Below are 15,282 nucleotides of genomic sequence, written 5' to 3' on the forward strand. Positions count from 1 at the left end.
AACTTCCAGCATGAGAGCGGTATGCACGATTAGCCTCAGTTTCCCGAGGTTGTCGCGCTCCAGAGGGTAGTTTGGCCACGTGTTACTGAGCTATCTGCTACGAGTCTGAACTCGTACAACTAGCATGGCTAAATCGGACTCCAATAGCAATGGCCTCCGGCAGGATCAACCGGAGTGCTCTTCCCCCAAAAGGGGGAGGTTGGCGGAGTATGATCGGTTCACACTCACTTGAATCGTCTATCGTATATGGGTCCAGTTCGGTGGGCCGAATCGCGGACCGATCGGGCGTCACCGAACTACCAAGGCTCACATCAGAACTCATCTTGTGGCGGACCACAGGGGTGAGCTCCTCATCTTCTTCGTACTATAACGAAGTCCCCGGTCACTACATAAGGCCTTCGAACGCAAGTCTCGCCGGGAGGGAGTCACAAACACGTTGCCGTCGTGCGATTCGAAACCAGCGATGTGACGAAATTTCGACCGGTAATGGAACATTAAGGGACGATACGCTCGAGAGGACGCCGCGTTCAACGATCGCGGGCAGGTCGTGGATCGACGTGAGGCTTTGCGACGAGGTCGTCGAAGGGCTTCTGGTCGAGCCACTCGAGCAACGCAACGAGCTGGTCGGTCGCCGCCTCGAACAGCTCCGCCCCGATCTCGGGGGTCGCGCCGGTCTGGTCCCCGAAAACGCCGTTGGGGCTGTTCTCGATCGAATCGTAGAACGTCGTCGCGCCGTGGACGCGTTCTGCGTCGTAATCGAACGTCGCGCCGTCGTCCCGGGCATCCTCGAGGCGATCCTCACGAACCAGTTCTCGAGCGATGTGCATGATCATCGCCGTTTCCTTCGGACCGCCGTGGGGGCCCGGCGTCTCGAAGACATCCCGTATGAGCTCTGGAATCGACTCGTCCCACATCCACTCGATAGCGTAGGCCGTCCCGTCCCGGTGGAGCCGGCTGCCGACCTCGCGCAGGTGGGTGACGTTCCCGCCGTGGGCGTTGACGTAGACGATTCGATCGATCCCGTGGTAGGTGAGGTTCCGAGAGAGACTTTCGACGTAGTCCCGAAATACCGGTGGGTCGACCCACATCGTGCCGTGAAACTGTCTGTGGTGAGCGCTTACGCCGATCGGTACCACGGGCGTACAGAGGTGACCCGTTCGATCGGTCGCCGCGCGGGCGAGCGCCTCCGCGATCAGGTAGTCGGTTCCCTCGGGGAGATGCGGTCCGTGCTGTTCGGTCGATCCGAGCGGAACGACCGCGAGCGATTCGTCAGTGACGTAGTCGGCGAGGTCGGGCCAGGTCTGGTGCGGGAGGAACATGTCGTACCGTTGTTTCGGACGGGCAAAACGTTACGTTACCGCTTCGTCGCTTGCGGGGACGTGCAGCGTCCGAACCACCGCTGGAGGCGAAATATGGTAAGCCTTAATAGTCAAACGCCACCGAGTTATTATATGGCAGTCGTTAGCGTCTCGATGCCGGACGAACTCCTCGAGCGACTCGACGAGTTCGCCGACGAACACGGGTACACCGGCCGAAGCGAAGTCGTCAGGGAAGCGTCTCGAAACCTTCTGGGTGAGTTCGAAGACACTCGCCTCGAGGATCGGGAACTGATGGGGATCGTCACGGTCCTCTTCGACTACGAGACGACGACCGTCGAGGAGCGGATGATGCAGCTGCGACACGAACACGAGGATCTCGTTGCCTCGAACTTCCACAGCCACGTCGGCGACCACTACTGCATGGAGTTGTTCGTCCTGGAGGGACAGCTCGAGGACATCTCGACGTTCGTCGGGAAGATCCGAGCGACCAAGGACGCCCTGACTGTCGACTACTCGGTCACCCCCGTCGACAGCTTCGACCCGATCTCACAGGACGGCCACGGCCAGTAACGACCCCGCAGCCCGGAGTGTGCGAAGAACGCGTACCTTTACTGGGTTCCCGTCGTACGGTCACCCATGTCTTACCGCAAGGTCAACTACGAGGACGTCGATCAGGTCTCGAGCGCGATGCACTTTCTCAGCGATCCCCTCGAGACCGAGCAGGTCGGCGTTACGGTCGCGCGCTGCGACCCGGGCTGGAAGAGCCAACCACACGATCACGCCGACAACGAACACGAGGAGGTGTACGTCCTCATCGAGGGGCAAGCGACCGTGGTCGTCGACGACGATCCGGTAGAGATGGAGACCGGCGACGCACTCTGGATCCCGCCGGAGTCGACCCGACAGATCCGAAACGGCGACGACGAGAGCGCGTTCGTACTCGTGAGCGCCCCCGGGATTGCCGACGAGGAAGGCGAGAACGGCGAGTGGTTGCTCTCGGGCTTTGCTGGCTGAGCGGGGAGACGTTTAGTGTCTCGACGGCGTGTCCGGTGACGGGTGAGTCGCTATTTATTCGATCCACCACGCAGTCGTCTCGTTCGTCGTTTCTAGCGTCGTCGTCATTGCGGTCGGCTCGATCGAACTCGTTGGCGCGATCGTTCCCGCGGCCGCGATCGTCGTCTACGGGACGATCGTCGGCGTCGCTATCGACCTCGATCATTTCGTTATCGCTCGGTTCGAGACCGGGACGTGGGATGCCCTTCGCTTCTGTCTCACCAACCCGGTCGCCGCGTTCACCGATCAGGACAGGATCTTCGAGCGCGGTGACGTCGGTGCGCTCTCCCGGCTGTTGAGCCACCTGCTGCTCGCGGGGCTCGCCGTCTCCGGGACGGCGCTCGCGAGCGCGCCGCTTGCGCTCGTGACGGGCACGGTCCTCTACGCACACATCGTCACCGACGTCGCCTGGGACATCCGACGACTTCGGCGACGATCGAACGTTACGGCGGACGAGATCGTCCCTCCGTCTCGGTAACTTGCTCGAGGCAGGTCCGACGTGGACTTGCACCGTTGGGCGTCGATTATTTGGGAGTCCCCGACGAGGAAGGAATTGTGAACCTTCTCGATTCCAGTATCGTTCCGGAGCACGCACACGACATCAAAGACGAGGCCCGCAAATTCGCTCGCGAGCACATCGAACCGAACGCCCAGGAGTACTTTCAGGCGGGCGAATACCCCCACGAGATCCTCGAGGCCGGACAGGAGGCGAACCTGGTCGCCCAGGACATCCCAGAAGAGTGGGGCGGGCGCGGGCTCGATCTTCCACAGCTACTCGCGCTCACCGAGGAGTTCTACCGAGCCGACGCCGGAATCGCGCTGACGCTGCAGCTGGCGAGTTTCGGCTGCGAGATCACGTACGAGTACGGCACCGACGAGCAGTGCGAGGAATACATTCGACCGGTCGCCGAGGGTGACCAGATCTCGGGGCTCGCCGTCTCCGAACCCGAGACGGGCAGCGACCTCGCGGGGATGCAAACTCGTGCTGAAAAAGACGGCGACGAGTACGTGATCAACGGCGAGAAGTACTGGATCGGTAACGGCGTCGAGGCCGACTGGATCACCCTCTACGCGCGCACCGGCGACGACGAGGACAACCGCTACGGCAACCACTCGATGTTCATCGTGCCGACCGACGCCGAGGGGTACGAGGCTGAACACATCCCCGAGAAGATGGCGATGCGAGCCTCCAAGCAGGCCCACATCACCTTCGACGACTGTCGGATTCCCGAGGAGAACCTGATCGGCCACGAGGGGGCCGGGTTCATGATGCTCGCCGACTTCTTCAACCACGGTCGCGTGATCGTCTCCGGCCACGGCCTCGGCATCGCCGCCGCCGCCATCGAGGAAGCCTGGGAGTTCAGCCACGACCGCGAGGAGTTCGGTCGGACGATAAACGAGTTCCAGGCGGTCCAGCACGGACTCGCCGACATGTTGATCGACTTCGAGAGCGCGCGCTCGCTCACCTGGCGGGCGTGTGAAAACGTCGCAAACAACGATCACGCCGGCTACTGGGCGGCGCTGGCGAAGACGACGGCGACCGAGGCTGCCGTCGACGTCTCCGAACAGGGGATGCAGTTCCACGGCGGGCGATCGGTTCTGGACGAGCGACGGATCGCCCGGGTCTACCGGGACGCACGGATTCCGGTCATCTACGAGGGAGCCAACGAGGTCCAGCGGAACCTGATCTACGGGCAGGCTCCCTGAGTCGGCTCCCGCTCGAGTGCGAAGAGCCGCGCTCCGAGCGGTTCCGCGAACGGTACGAGAGCCGGTTCAGATATCCTCGAACGCTCCGACAAAATCGTCGTGCGTCGAAAACTCCGTGACGGTCTCGTCGAGCCGTCCCTCGAGGTCGTCGATCCGGCTACAGAGCTCCTGGTACTCCTCGTTGTCCGCGACTTCGGATTCCTCCTTCTCGGATTCCAGCAGCGCTTTCTTCGAGACGAGCGCGTAGTAGTCCTGGACCGCCGACTGGTACGCCGACCGGTTGGCGACCGACTCGACCAGTTCGAGGAGTTCGTCCTTCGAGACGGGTTTGACGAGGTAGTCGTCGAATCCCATCTCGATGATATCGAAGTCGGGATCGACCGCCGTGACCATGATGACTCGACAGTCGTACCCGTTCTCGCGGATCCGCTCGAGCACCTCGTCACCGGACTGGCCCGGCATCCGCCGGTCGAGGAGGACGACATCGAACGAGTCGTCCAGCGTCTCGAGCGCGGCCGATCCGTCGTAGGCCGTTTCGGTCGTCCACTCGGAGCTGAGCCAGGTTGCAAAGAGATCTGCAAGCTGTGACTCGTCGTCGACGACGAGCACGCGCCGCTCGTTACGCATAGAGTTGTCCTCGGTTTCCATCATCGATTACAGCCACGCATCATAAATAGTTGCTCCGTGTGATAAATCTCGCGACCGCCGAGGAGCGACCCCGCTGTAGACGGCCAAAGCAAAGAACGCCGATAGCCTCGTCGCGTGTAACGGTAAAGCCGTTAGCTCACTTCCCCTGGAAGTCGGGGTCCTCATCACCCATGAACGCCGTGATCCCCTCCATCAGGTCGTCGGTTGCCATCAGCTGTCCGAACGCCGACGCTTCGTACTCCAGACCGGCGTCGGTGTCGTGGCGGCCGGCGAGCATCGCACGCTTGGTGTACTTCGTCGCGATCGGAGGTCCGCCGGCCAGATCGGCAGCTAGTTCGAACGCACGTTCCTCAAGCTCCGCGTCGTCGACGACGTCGCTGACGAAGCCGAATCGTTTCATCTCCTCGGCCTCGTAGCGCTCGGCGGTGAGGATGATCTCTTTCGCCGGCCCCTCGCCGATAACGTTCGCGAGCCGCTGGGTGCCGCCCCAGCCGGGGATCAGCCCAAGATCGAGCTCGGGCTGCCCGAACTCCGATCGGTTGCTCGCAACGCGGATGTCCGCACAGGTCGACAGTTCCATGCCACCGCCCAGACAGTAGCCGTCGATCCCTGCGACAACGGGCAGCTCTGAGGATTCGAGCTTGCCGAACGTGGACTGCCCATTCTTCGAGAGTTCGACAGCGCCAAGCGGATCTGCACCGCCCGCGGCCATGCTCTGAACGTCCGCGCCCGCGGAGAACGCGCGGTCGCCCTCGCCCGTGAGGAGGATCGATCGGACCTCGTCGTCGTCCTCGAGCAGCTCGATCGCCTCCTCGAGTTCGTCGAGCAGCTCCTCGCTGATGGTGTTCATGCGGTGTGGTCGGTCGAGTACGATGTGGCCGACCATGTCGCCGGGGTACTCGACGCGGATCGCGTCGAACTCGACCTCGCCGTCGTCAGCGCCGGACTGGTCGTAGAACCCGCCCTCGCTCGCACGCTCCTCGAGGTAGTCGGCGGGCTCGTAGCGTTCGTGGCCCGTCGCCTCGTAGGCGTCCTCGAGGGCCTCGAGTGCGTTCTCGAGGCCGAAATCGTCGGCCAGCTTGACGGGGCCGTCGGGGAAGCCCGCGCCGAGCTGGGTCGCCTCGTCGATCGATTCGGGCGGGGCGACGTCGCCGCCGATCAGCTTCGCGGCCTCGTTGGCCATCGTGGCGACGAGGCGCTTCTCGACGAGGTCGGACTGCTCGTCGGTCGGGATATCGGCGCCGTCGCCGTCCTCGTAGTCGTAGAAGCCCTTCCTGGTTTTCTTGCCGAGCTCCTCGTTCTCGACCTTGCGCTCGAGCAGCGGACACGGCTCGTAGGCCTCGCCGAGGACCTCGTGCATGTACTCGAGGACGTGGTAGCTGACGTCGTTGCCGACCTGGTCGCCGAGTTCGAAACTGCCCATCGGCAGCCCCATTCCGTACTTGGTCGTCGAGTCGACTTCGGCGATCGTCGCCTCGTCCTCCTCGACGAGCCAGCAGGCCTCGTTCATCAGCGGAACGAGGATGCGGTTGACGATGAAGCCGGGCGAGTCCTTGTGAACTCGAACCGGGGACTTGCCGAAGTCGTCGGCCAGTTCCTCGACAAGTTCGAGGGTCTCCTCGTCGCTTTCGGCGCCCGAGATCACTTCGACGAGCGGCATCCGAACCGGCGGGTTGAAGAAGTGCATCCCGCAGAACTGCTCGGGTCGTTCGGTGACGTCGGCGAGTTCAGTGATCGAGAGGCTCGAGGTGTTGGTCGCAAAGATTGCGTGATCGGGCGCGGCCGCCTCAAGTTCCGAGTAGACGTCCTTCTTGATCTCCATCTTCTCGGGGACGGCCTCGATGACGATATCGGCGTTCCCGCAGGCTTCCTCCATGTCGACCAGCGGCGTCACGCGCTCGAGGGCGGCGTCGGCTTCCTCCTGTGAGAGCTGGTCGTTCTCGGCGAGTTTGTTCAGCGACCACTCGATCTGGTCGTAGCCGTCCTGGACGAACTCCTCTTTGATATCGCGCATGGCGACGTCGTAGCCGGCCATCGCGGCGACCTCCGCGATACCGTGTCCCATGTTACCCGCTCCAAGAACTGCGACGGTGTTGATATCGTCGATCTCCATGGTATCGTATGCGATGCGGACCCGTTTGAACGTTTCCCTCTTTCGTAAATGAAACTACAGTTCCGTTTACTTCCGGTTACAAACATCTTTATCGAATCGTAGATAACTATCGTCCATGGAATTCGGGCTCTCCGAAGAACAGCAGCAGATCCGCGACGAAGTCACGCGATTCGCGGAGAACGAGATCGTTCCCGTCGCCGGCGAGTACGACGAGGAAGAGAAGTATCCCCACGACGTTATCGACAAGGCCGCCGAGATGGGACTGACCGGCGCCTACATCCCGATGGACTACGGCGGGGCCGGCTACTCCATCCTCGACACCGCGATCATTACGGAGGAGCTGTTCTCCTACGATCCCGGCATCGCGCTCTCGATCGTCTCGACGTCCTTCGGCTGTGAGGCGATCATGAACTTCGGCACCGAGGACCAGAAGGAACGGTTCCTCGAGCCCGTTGCGATGGGCGAGAAGATCTCGGGGGCGGCGATCTCCGAACCAGACACCGGCTCCGACGTCTCCTCGGTCTCGACGCGGGCCGAGAAGGACGGCGACGAGTGGGTGATCAACGGGAACAAGATGTGGATCACCAACGGCACTGTCGGCGACTTCTTCGTCGTGCTCTGTGAGACCAACCCCGACGCCGAGGGTCGGTACAACGGGTTCAGCCAGATCGTCGTCGAATCCGACCGGGACGGCTTCTCCGCCGAGAAGATCACCGGCAAGCTCGGTATTCGAGCCTCCGACACCGCCGAGCTCGTCTTCGACGACGTCCGCGTCCCCGAGGAGAACCTCGTCGGGACGAAAGACGCCGCGTTCATGCAGCAGATGCAGTTCTTCGACGAGACCCGGACGGCAGTCGCCGCCCAGGGCGTCGGCATCGCGAAGGGGGCGACCCGCGCCGCCCTCGAGTACGCCCAGGACCGCGAGCAGTTTGGCCAGTCGATCTCGGAGTTCCAGGCGATCCAGCACAAGCTCGCCGAGATGGCGACCGACACCGAGGCCGCGCGCAACCTGACGTACAAGTCCGCCTGGATGGTCGACCAGGGCGAGGACATCACCAAGCTCGCCTCGATGGCCAAGGAGTACGCCTCCCGGGTCGCCGTCGACGTCGCCGACGAGGCCGTCCAGATCCACGGCGGCGCCGGCTACGTCAACGACTTCCCCGTCGAGCGGTTCTACCGCGACGCGAAGATCACCCAGATCTACGAGGGAACCAGCGAGATCCAGAAGAACGTCATCGCTCGCGAGATGCTCGGCAAGGGCTTCTAACCGCTCCGAAGACGCGGTCGGCCACCGCCCGCTAGGAACCCTCGGTACGTTTTTCTCCCTCTCCCCGCACTGTTCGTGCATGATCGATAATCTCACGGTATCGGAGTCGACCGTCCGAACCGCCTGCGGGGACGTCGCGCTCCCGGAGATGGGCGTCCTCGAGCAGCGCTGGGAAACCGACCCGATCGAACCCGAATCCGTCGCCAACGAGGCGGCCGCGGCGGTCGGAGACCTCGAGCTCGAGGCCGTCCCCGCGGGCGGCGAGGTCGCCGTCGGCGCCGGAAGCCGCGGCATCGCCAACCTTCCCGAAATCGTCGGCGGCGTCGTCGACGGGTTGCGGGAGCGAGGGTACGAGCCGTTCGTCTTCCCCGCGATGGGCAGCCACGGCGGGGCGACCGCGGAGGGCCAGCGCGAGAAGCTCGCGACCCTCGGTGTCACGGAGGAGGCGATCGGCTGCGAGATCCGTGTCACGATGGACGTCGTCACGGTCGGCGAGACGCCCGAGCGGGAGGTCCCGGTGTACGCGGACGCCTACGCCGTCGAGGCCGACGCCATCGTCCCGGTCAACCGCATCAAACCCCACACCGACTTCGGCGGGGACGTCGAGAGCGGGCTCTCGAAGATGCTCGTCATCGGGATGGGGAAACAGCGGGGCGCGAAGATGGCCCACGACTGGGCCGTCGACTGGAGCCTGCGGAACATGCTCCCCGAGATCACCGACCGGCTCCTCAAGTCGCTGCCCGTCGCCGGCGGAATCGCGATCGTCGAGGACCAGCACGACGAGACGACACACCTCGAGGGCGTCCCGCCGTCGGGCTTTCTCGAGCGCGAAGCGGAGCTGCTCGAGTTGGCCTGGGAGCTCATGCCGAAACTCCCCTTCGAGGAACTCGACGTCCTCGTCGTCGATCAGCTGGGCAAGGACGTCAGCGGGCAGGGGATGGACACTAACGTGACGGGCCGTCGCCACTTTACGATCAACGAACCCGAACCCGAGACGGCCGAGATCAAGCGCATCTTCGTCCGCGGATTCACCGAGAAGACGAAGGGGAACGCGATGGGGATGGGCCAAGCCGACTTCGCCCACCGAGACGTGCTGGCGGGGCTGGACTGGTCGAAGTCACTCATCAACGCGATCACCGCCAGTACGGTGCGCGGGGTGCGGCTCCCGCCCGTGGTCGAGACCGATCGGGCGGGACTGATCGCGAGTCTCGGGACGGTCGGTCCCGTTCCGGGCGAAGAGGCCCGCGTCCTCAGGGTGACCGACACGATGCGCCTGAAACGGTGTTACGCCTCGGCACCGCTGATCGAGGCCGCGCGCGAACGCGAGGATCTCCGAGTCGTGAGCGAGCCGGCCCCGCTCGAGTTCAAGGAAGACGGGCGCTTCGTCGCCGCCTCGCCGGACTGAGGCGGCGGTTTCGGACGGTTGGCGGGGATGTCTCAGTTATCACTGTCGGAGTCAGTGTCACCGTCGTCACTGTCCGAGTCTGTGTCGCCGTCATCGCTATCCGAATCGGTATCGCCGTCGTCGCTGTCGAAGTCCGTGTCACCGTCGTCGCTGTCCGAATCGGTATCGCCGTTGGCGCTGTCCGAGTCGGTATCTCCGTCGTCGCTGTCCGAATCGGTATCGCCGTCGTCTCGATCCAAATCCGTATCGCCGTTCCCGGACTCGTCGGCCGACTCGCTTTCGTCGGTGCCCGTGACGCCATCCGCCTCGCTCGCTCCGCCGTCCGTGGTCGTTTCCTCGGTGATCCCGAAGGCGTCTCGAGCCGACGTCGCTTTCGCTGCGCTCTCGTCCGCGTTCGCCGAGCGCTTTTCTGCGTCCGCCGAACGCTCGTCTCGGACGTACTCAGCGGCCGGTTTGTCCGCGAGGACGTAGAGGATCACGGGTGGAAGGACGTAGGAAGCGATCGCAGGCACGACGAACACGTCGTCGACGAACATCAACAACCCAAAGATCGCCAGTCCCGCGGTTGCGGCCGCGTGCACTCCCGTCTTCGTGTACGTGAGGTAGAACTGCCACAGTCCACGAAACCACCGCGTCACAGCCGAGTTCACTACCCGGACTACGCGAGCGACCGGGAACCCTTTTTCGCGTGCACCCGTAGGACGGCCATGAGAGAATTCGTCTTCGCCCTCGAGTACGAGCCGGGAACGAACCCGGTGGCCGACGTGCTTGCGGCCCACCCTGACACCTCGATCCGGTCACTGTCGTGTCACGTCACCCCAGACAGCCTCTGGCGGGTCGATCACGCAACCGGCTCCGAGGAGGCCCTGGCGAAACTCGAGGCGGCCTACGAGACGGCCGACTACTTCGCGGACTGCCTGGTCAAGGACCACTGCGGGGCCGAGTGCGAGACGCAAGTGCTCGATCGTTCGAGCGACACGCTGGTCGTCTACACGTACTGGGACCGCACCGAGGTCTGTACGTCGGTTCCCCACGTTGCACTCGAGATGCTCGGGGAGGGGCTGTTGTTCGAGACCTACCGCGAGGGTCGGCGCTACCGCTGGCGGATCGTCCTCTCGAGCGACGCGCCGATCCACGACTTCTTCGACGCGCTCGGCGAGGAGGTCGGCGAGTGTGCGGGGATGGAGGTCCTTCGGGTGACCGAGCTCGATCCCGACCGCAGCGGGTTTGACGTCGACCCTGACAAAGGGCTCCCCGACGAGCAACGCGAGGCGCTCGCGGCCGCTGTCGAGTACGGCTACTACGAGACGCCGCGCCGGATCGAACTCGGCGACCTCGCCGACAACCTCGACGTCCCGCGGTCGACGCTCTCCTATCGCCTCCGTCGCGCCGAGGCCACCCTCGCGACGACGTTCGTCGGCGAAGGAGAGTCGCTCGAAGCGCTGGCGGCTACCGGCTCGAACGGATCGCTCTGAACGAAGTTGGCGCACGCCAAATAACCCGTATAGTAGCCGACCCGTTACGGACCGACAATGAGCGATCCTGCCGCCCCCGTCGACTCGAGTCGCACCCTCGAGCTACGGGTTCCCGGGATGGACTGTCCCTCCTGTGCGAAGAAGGTGCGAAACAGCGTCGAACGCCTCAAGGGGATCGACGAGATCGATCCCCGTGTGACGAGCGGTCGCCTCGTCGTCGAGTACGACCCGACCCGAACCGGAGAAGCGCAAATCCGCGAGCGCGTCCGAGCCGCCGGCTACGCGGTCGAGTCCGCGGTATCGGAGCTCACCATCTCGGTTCCGGACATGGACTGTCCCTCCTGCGCGGCAAAGGTCGAGAACGCGCTGGCCGACGTCGATAGGGTCGACGAAATCGAAACCCGACCCACGATGGGCCGGGTGACCGTCGCGACGAGCGAGGGGACCGACACCGAGACCGTCGTCGAGGCGATCGAGTCCGCAGGGTACGAGGCGACGCCGATCGGCGAGGAGGACAGCGGAATCGCCGACTCCGCGGCGGTCTGGCGGAGTCGCCGGGCCGTCGGAACGGTGATCGGCGCCGTTCTCGTCGCAGTCGGGATGGCGCTGGAGTTCGTCTTCCCCGCAGCCGATCCCGCCCTCGCCACGGTCGCCGGGCGAACGTACGCCCTCTCGCATCTACTGTTCATCGCGGCCGTCGCCGTTGCCGGGACGCCGATCCTGCGGAACGGCTACTACTCCGCGCGCAACCGCAGCCTCGACATCGACTTCCTGATGAGTCTCGGTATCGTCGCCAGCGTCGCGACCCATCACCCCTTCGAGGGAGCGCTGCTCGCGGTGTTGTTCTCGGTCGCGGAGCTCCTCGAGCGGTTCTCGATGGACCGCGCCCGGGATTCCCTGCGGGAGCTAATGGAGCTCTCGCCCGATACTGCCACGGTTCGCCGCGAGGACGGCTCCGAGGAGACGGTTCCGGCCGACGAGCTCGCGGTCGGGGATCGCGTCGTCGTCCGTCCCGGAGAGAAGATCCCGGCCGACGGCGTTGCCGTGGAGGGAGCCAGCGCGGTCGATCAGTCGCCGATCACCGGCGAGAGCGTCCCCGCGGACAAGGAACCGGGCGACGAGGTCTACGCCGGGACGATCCTCGAGTCGGGCTACCTCGAGGTCGAGGTCGAGAGCGAGGCCGACGAGTCGACGATCGCCCGGATCGTCCATATGGTCGAGGACGCCGAGCGCGAGAAGACCGAACGCGAGCAGTTCATCGACCGCTTCGCGAGCGTCTACACGCCGATCGTCGTGGCGCTCGCGGTCGCGGCCGCGACCCTTCCGCCGCTCGCGTTCGGCGCCTCCTGGAGCTACTGGTTTATCGTCGGACTGACGCTGCTCGTGATCTCCTGTCCCTGCGCGCTGGTGATCTCGACGCCGGTCAGCGTCGTCTCGGGGATCACCAGCGCCGCGAAAAACGGCGTGTTGATCAAGGGCGGGCGCCACCTCGAGGCCGTCGGCGAGAGCGACGTCCTCGCGGTCGATAAGACCGGGACGCTGACCACCGGTGAACTCTCCGTGACCGACGTCGTTCCGCTCGAGGGCGCCAGCGAGGACGAGCTCCTTCGTCGAGCCGGCGCCGCGGAGCACCGAAGCGAACACCCGATCGGGCAGGCGATCGTCGGCTACGCCGAGGAGCGGGGGCTCGAACCGGACGCATCCGACGTCTCTGATTTCGAGGCGCTCACCGGGAAGGGCGTCCGCGCCGACGTCGACGGCACCACCCACTACGTCGGCAAGCCAGACCTCTTCGCGGGGCTGGCTAACCTCGAGCACGCCCACGCGACCGACGGCGGGGTCGTCCTCGAATCGATGGGATACGAGGCCACTGCGGACTCGCAGTGCGACCGCGAGGGCTGTCTGGACGTCCTCGGCGACATCGTTCCTGACCTCCAGGCTGAGGGGAAAACCGTCGTGGTCGTTGGCACGGGCGAGGGACCGATCGGCGTGATCGGCGTCGCCGATCGCGTGCGTCCGACCGCGGCCTGGACCGTCTCCCGGCTGCAAGAGCAGGGCGTCCGCGTCGTGATGCTCACCGGCGACAACGAGGGAACCGCCCGCGCGATCGCCGACGAGGTCGGGATCGAAGAGTACCACGCCGAACTGCTACCCGACGAGAAGCTCGAGCTGATTCGAACCCTCGAAAGCGGACACGGCGAAAACCGCGTCGCTATGGTCGGCGACGGCATCAACGACGCGCCCGCGCTGGCGACCGCGGAGGTCGGAATCGCGATGGGCGCCGCGGGAACCGACACCGCACTCGAGACGGCCGACGTCGCGCTAATGGGCGACGACCTCACCCGCCTGCCCTATCTCTACGCGCTCTCGAGGAAGGCAAACGGCGTCATCCGCCAGAACATCTGGTCGAGCCTCGCGGTGAAGGCCGTTCTCGCCGCAGGTGCGCCGTTCGGAATTGTGACCGTGATACACGCGGTCGTCATCGGCGACATGGGAATGAGCCTCGGCGTGACGGGCAACGCGATGCGGCTCGCGGGCGTCGAACCCGAAACGCCCGATGCGGACGAACTCGCCGACTGAGGATCAGGGCCGATGCCGGCGAACCAGTCCGATCGCACCGATAACGGCGAGGACGAGCCACATTCCGGTAACGAGCACGGCGACGAGGAGAACCACAGGGCCCCGCGGTGACTCTGAGAACGGACCGAGATCCGGGAGTCCGAGGCCGAGCCACTGGACGGCGAGGAAACCGACGAAAACGAGGGCGAGGACGACTATCCGATCCCGGAACCACCGCCGACTCAGGTAGTAGTCGAGGTACGTGTCGTCGTCGCTTCCCATCCGTTCCCGGAGACGGATCCGGCGGAGAAAACTATTGCTCCGGCCCGTCAGCGTCCGACGCTGGTACTGAATTTCGTTACCAGCCGCCCGAACAGGAGAGCGGTGACGGACTCGAGACGGTTTCGGCAAAAACATCGGTAGTTGGGACACGGCTCTTCTGCTGTTAGTCCACTGGTTTTGATATTGGTTTACAAGGTATAGTAGGCACTGAAAGTCGTGCGCACCCGATCGCACGATGGCTGTATGATCGGTGTGCAAACAGTTTCAGTTGTGACTATAATCGTCTCACTGCCGTCATCTGTGGGTGCGGATCGCTCACCACATGTTTGCACACTTCTCGTAACACTCTTCGCAATTAGAAACCAAATACAAGATAGCAATGGAAGCTCGAAATAGATTCGAACAAATCTTCAGGAGTCGATTCGATTGGGTCAGTACGTGGACGGACGGTTCCCTCTATCCGTTCGACGCAGTCGGGATCGAGTCCGCTCAGCACCTCGGCGACCAATCGACTGACCCGCGTGTCTCCATTTCTGTCTCCCAGGACGGCTACGTCGTCGAGATGGACGACTGACCAGCGTACTCAAACCTGGCGTTCTTCGGACAGGATCCAGTCGTCGCTGTCGGGTAACTGGGTTACTGGGTGACAGCGGCCTCGAGTGCCGACTCCGTCACGATCGGCCGAACAGTCGTCGGACCGGTTTCGTCCCCGGATAGTCGTCGGCCCGCCAGAGCGCGATTCCCGCGACGAGGATGACGGCCTCGAGCCACAGCGTCGTCGCCTCGACGCCGAGGACGGGAACCGTCCCGAGCGGTTTGACCCCGGAGTATGCGGGCATGTACGTGATCGGCCACAGGAGAAAGCCGAGTTCGTGGAAGTCGCCCCAGAACAGGTGCCACGGAACGTCGGTCGCGATGTGGGAAAGGTAGCCGATCGCGAAGGCGACGCCGAGGATTTCGCGGTCGCGACGTCGCATCAGGAGCCAGACGGCGGCGATGACGGGGAGGGCGAACACTAACGAGTGCATGAACGTCCGGCCGACAGGGGTCACGCCTACGGCGTGGAGCGGGTGATCGACCAGATCAGGCAGTGCCGCGCCGAAGATGGCAGCGAGCGCGGGAAGCTCTGCAGGCGCTTCGTCGCGGTTCCAGCGTGTGTACGCCGCATAACAGAGGTAGCCGACGGCGAGATGGATGACCGGCTGCATTCGGTACCGGGTAGGGGAACGCCCCCTGTAAACGTCCGGCCGTCGACTGAACCAAGCGATGACCGAAACCGCCGTAAAACCATCTCAGGGGCGCGAAAACAGCCATTGCATCGTTTGGGACGGTCCCTAAATCCGCTCGGCACTCAGAGTTACATATGGGACGAACACCAAGCGGTGACGACGGCGAGTCGACGGTCGCGACCGACGTCGCGGGCGTCGAGAACCTGTCTCTTATACACATCTCTG

The 15,282-nt window shown here is 64.1% G+C and carries 14 protein-coding genes and 1 rRNA gene; 8 read left to right on the top strand and 7 right to left on the bottom strand.

The annotated features are described in order from the left end of the window. Both C491_RS10455 and C491_RS10460 read right to left on the bottom strand, forming a co-directional pair. Window positions 1-176, bottom strand: a 16S ribosomal RNA gene (locus C491_RS10455); the annotation flags it as partial. Between the two features lie 351 nt (window positions 177-527). Beyond that, window positions 528-1,319, bottom strand: a complete 792-nt coding sequence (locus tag C491_RS10460) for a creatininase family protein (protein ID WP_005555969.1) — start codon at window positions 1,317-1,319, stop codon at window positions 528-530. A 132-nt stretch (window positions 1,320-1,451) separates the two neighbouring features. On the opposite strand from C491_RS10460, the gene nikR reads away from it, so the two are divergent. The 4 genes from nikR to C491_RS10480 all read left to right on the top strand — a co-directional run bounded on the left by nikR (window position 1,452) and on the right by C491_RS10480 (window position 4,079). Next, on the top strand, window positions 1,452-1,889 hold the full coding sequence (nikR, locus tag C491_RS10465; RefSeq protein WP_005555971.1) for a nickel-responsive transcriptional regulator NikR: 438 nt from the start codon (window positions 1,452-1,454) through the stop codon (window positions 1,887-1,889). Window positions 1,890-1,955: 66 nt separating this feature from the next. Beyond that, complete coding sequence (locus C491_RS10470) at window positions 1,956-2,333, top strand: cupin domain-containing protein (protein WP_005555973.1); 378 nt, start codon at window positions 1,956-1,958, stop codon at window positions 2,331-2,333. Between the two features lie 334 nt (window positions 2,334-2,667). Then, complete coding sequence (locus C491_RS24100) at window positions 2,668-2,850, top strand: hypothetical protein (RefSeq protein ID WP_005555975.1); 183 nt, start codon at window positions 2,668-2,670, stop codon at window positions 2,848-2,850. A gap of 77 nt (window positions 2,851-2,927) precedes the next feature. Continuing rightward, the gene (locus C491_RS10480; protein WP_005555977.1) at window positions 2,928-4,079 is read left to right on the top strand and encodes an acyl-CoA dehydrogenase family protein; all 1,152 of its coding nucleotides are present in this window, start codon (window positions 2,928-2,930) and stop codon (window positions 4,077-4,079) included. Window positions 4,080-4,145: 66 nt separating this feature from the next. On the opposite strand, the gene C491_RS10485 is transcribed toward C491_RS10480, so the two are convergent. Continuing rightward, window positions 4,146-4,706: a HalX domain-containing protein gene (locus tag C491_RS10485; RefSeq protein ID WP_005555979.1), complete on the bottom strand. Its 561-nt coding sequence runs from the start codon at window positions 4,704-4,706 to the stop codon at window positions 4,146-4,148. Window positions 4,707-4,863: 157 nt separating this feature from the next. Beyond that, entirely contained in the window at window positions 4,864-6,840 is a 1,977-nt protein-coding gene (locus C491_RS10490) for a 3-hydroxyacyl-CoA dehydrogenase/enoyl-CoA hydratase family protein (RefSeq protein ID WP_005555981.1), read from the bottom strand. A 115-nt stretch (window positions 6,841-6,955) separates the two neighbouring features. Here C491_RS10490 and C491_RS10495 point away from each other — a divergent pair, with 115 nt between their 5' ends. Together C491_RS10495 and C491_RS10500 are read left to right on the top strand one after the other, a co-directional pair. Beyond that, entirely contained in the window at window positions 6,956-8,107 is a 1,152-nt protein-coding gene (locus tag C491_RS10495) for an acyl-CoA dehydrogenase family protein (RefSeq protein ID WP_005555983.1), read from the top strand. 79 nt (window positions 8,108-8,186) lie between these two features. Beyond that, a complete protein-coding gene (locus C491_RS10500) occupies window positions 8,187-9,512 on the top strand; it encodes a DUF362 domain-containing protein (RefSeq protein ID WP_005555985.1) in 1,326 nt (441 codons plus the stop codon). A gap of 32 nt (window positions 9,513-9,544) precedes the next feature. Here the strand turns inward: C491_RS10500 and C491_RS10505 are convergent, their stop codons facing one another. Further along, complete coding sequence (locus C491_RS10505) at window positions 9,545-10,162, bottom strand: hypothetical protein (protein ID WP_005555987.1); 618 nt, start codon at window positions 10,160-10,162, stop codon at window positions 9,545-9,547. Between the two features lie 57 nt (window positions 10,163-10,219). Between C491_RS10505 and C491_RS10510 the strand changes: the two genes are divergently transcribed. Both C491_RS10510 and C491_RS10515 read left to right on the top strand, forming a co-directional pair. Beyond that, window positions 10,220-10,987, top strand: coding sequence for a helix-turn-helix domain-containing protein (locus C491_RS10510; protein WP_005555989.1), 768 nt, complete (start codon window positions 10,220-10,222; stop codon window positions 10,985-10,987). 57 nt (window positions 10,988-11,044) lie between these two features. Next, entirely contained in the window at window positions 11,045-13,567 is a 2,523-nt protein-coding gene (locus C491_RS10515; RefSeq protein WP_005555991.1) for a heavy metal translocating P-type ATPase, read from the top strand. 3 nt (window positions 13,568-13,570) lie between these two features. Here the strand turns inward: C491_RS10515 and C491_RS10520 are convergent, their stop codons facing one another. Both C491_RS10520 and C491_RS10530 read right to left on the bottom strand, forming a co-directional pair. Next, window positions 13,571-13,828, bottom strand: a complete 258-nt coding sequence (locus tag C491_RS10520) for a hypothetical protein (protein ID WP_005555994.1) — start codon at window positions 13,826-13,828, stop codon at window positions 13,571-13,573. A 671-nt stretch (window positions 13,829-14,499) separates the two neighbouring features. Beyond that, window positions 14,500-15,036: a metal-dependent hydrolase gene (locus C491_RS10530; protein ID WP_005555997.1), complete on the bottom strand. Its 537-nt coding sequence runs from the start codon at window positions 15,034-15,036 to the stop codon at window positions 14,500-14,502. Between the last annotated feature and the right edge of the window lie 246 nt (window positions 15,037-15,282).

Source organism: Natronococcus amylolyticus DSM 10524, assembly GCF_000337675.1.
Lineage (GTDB): Archaea > Halobacteriota > Halobacteria > Halobacteriales > Natrialbaceae > Natronococcus > Natronococcus amylolyticus.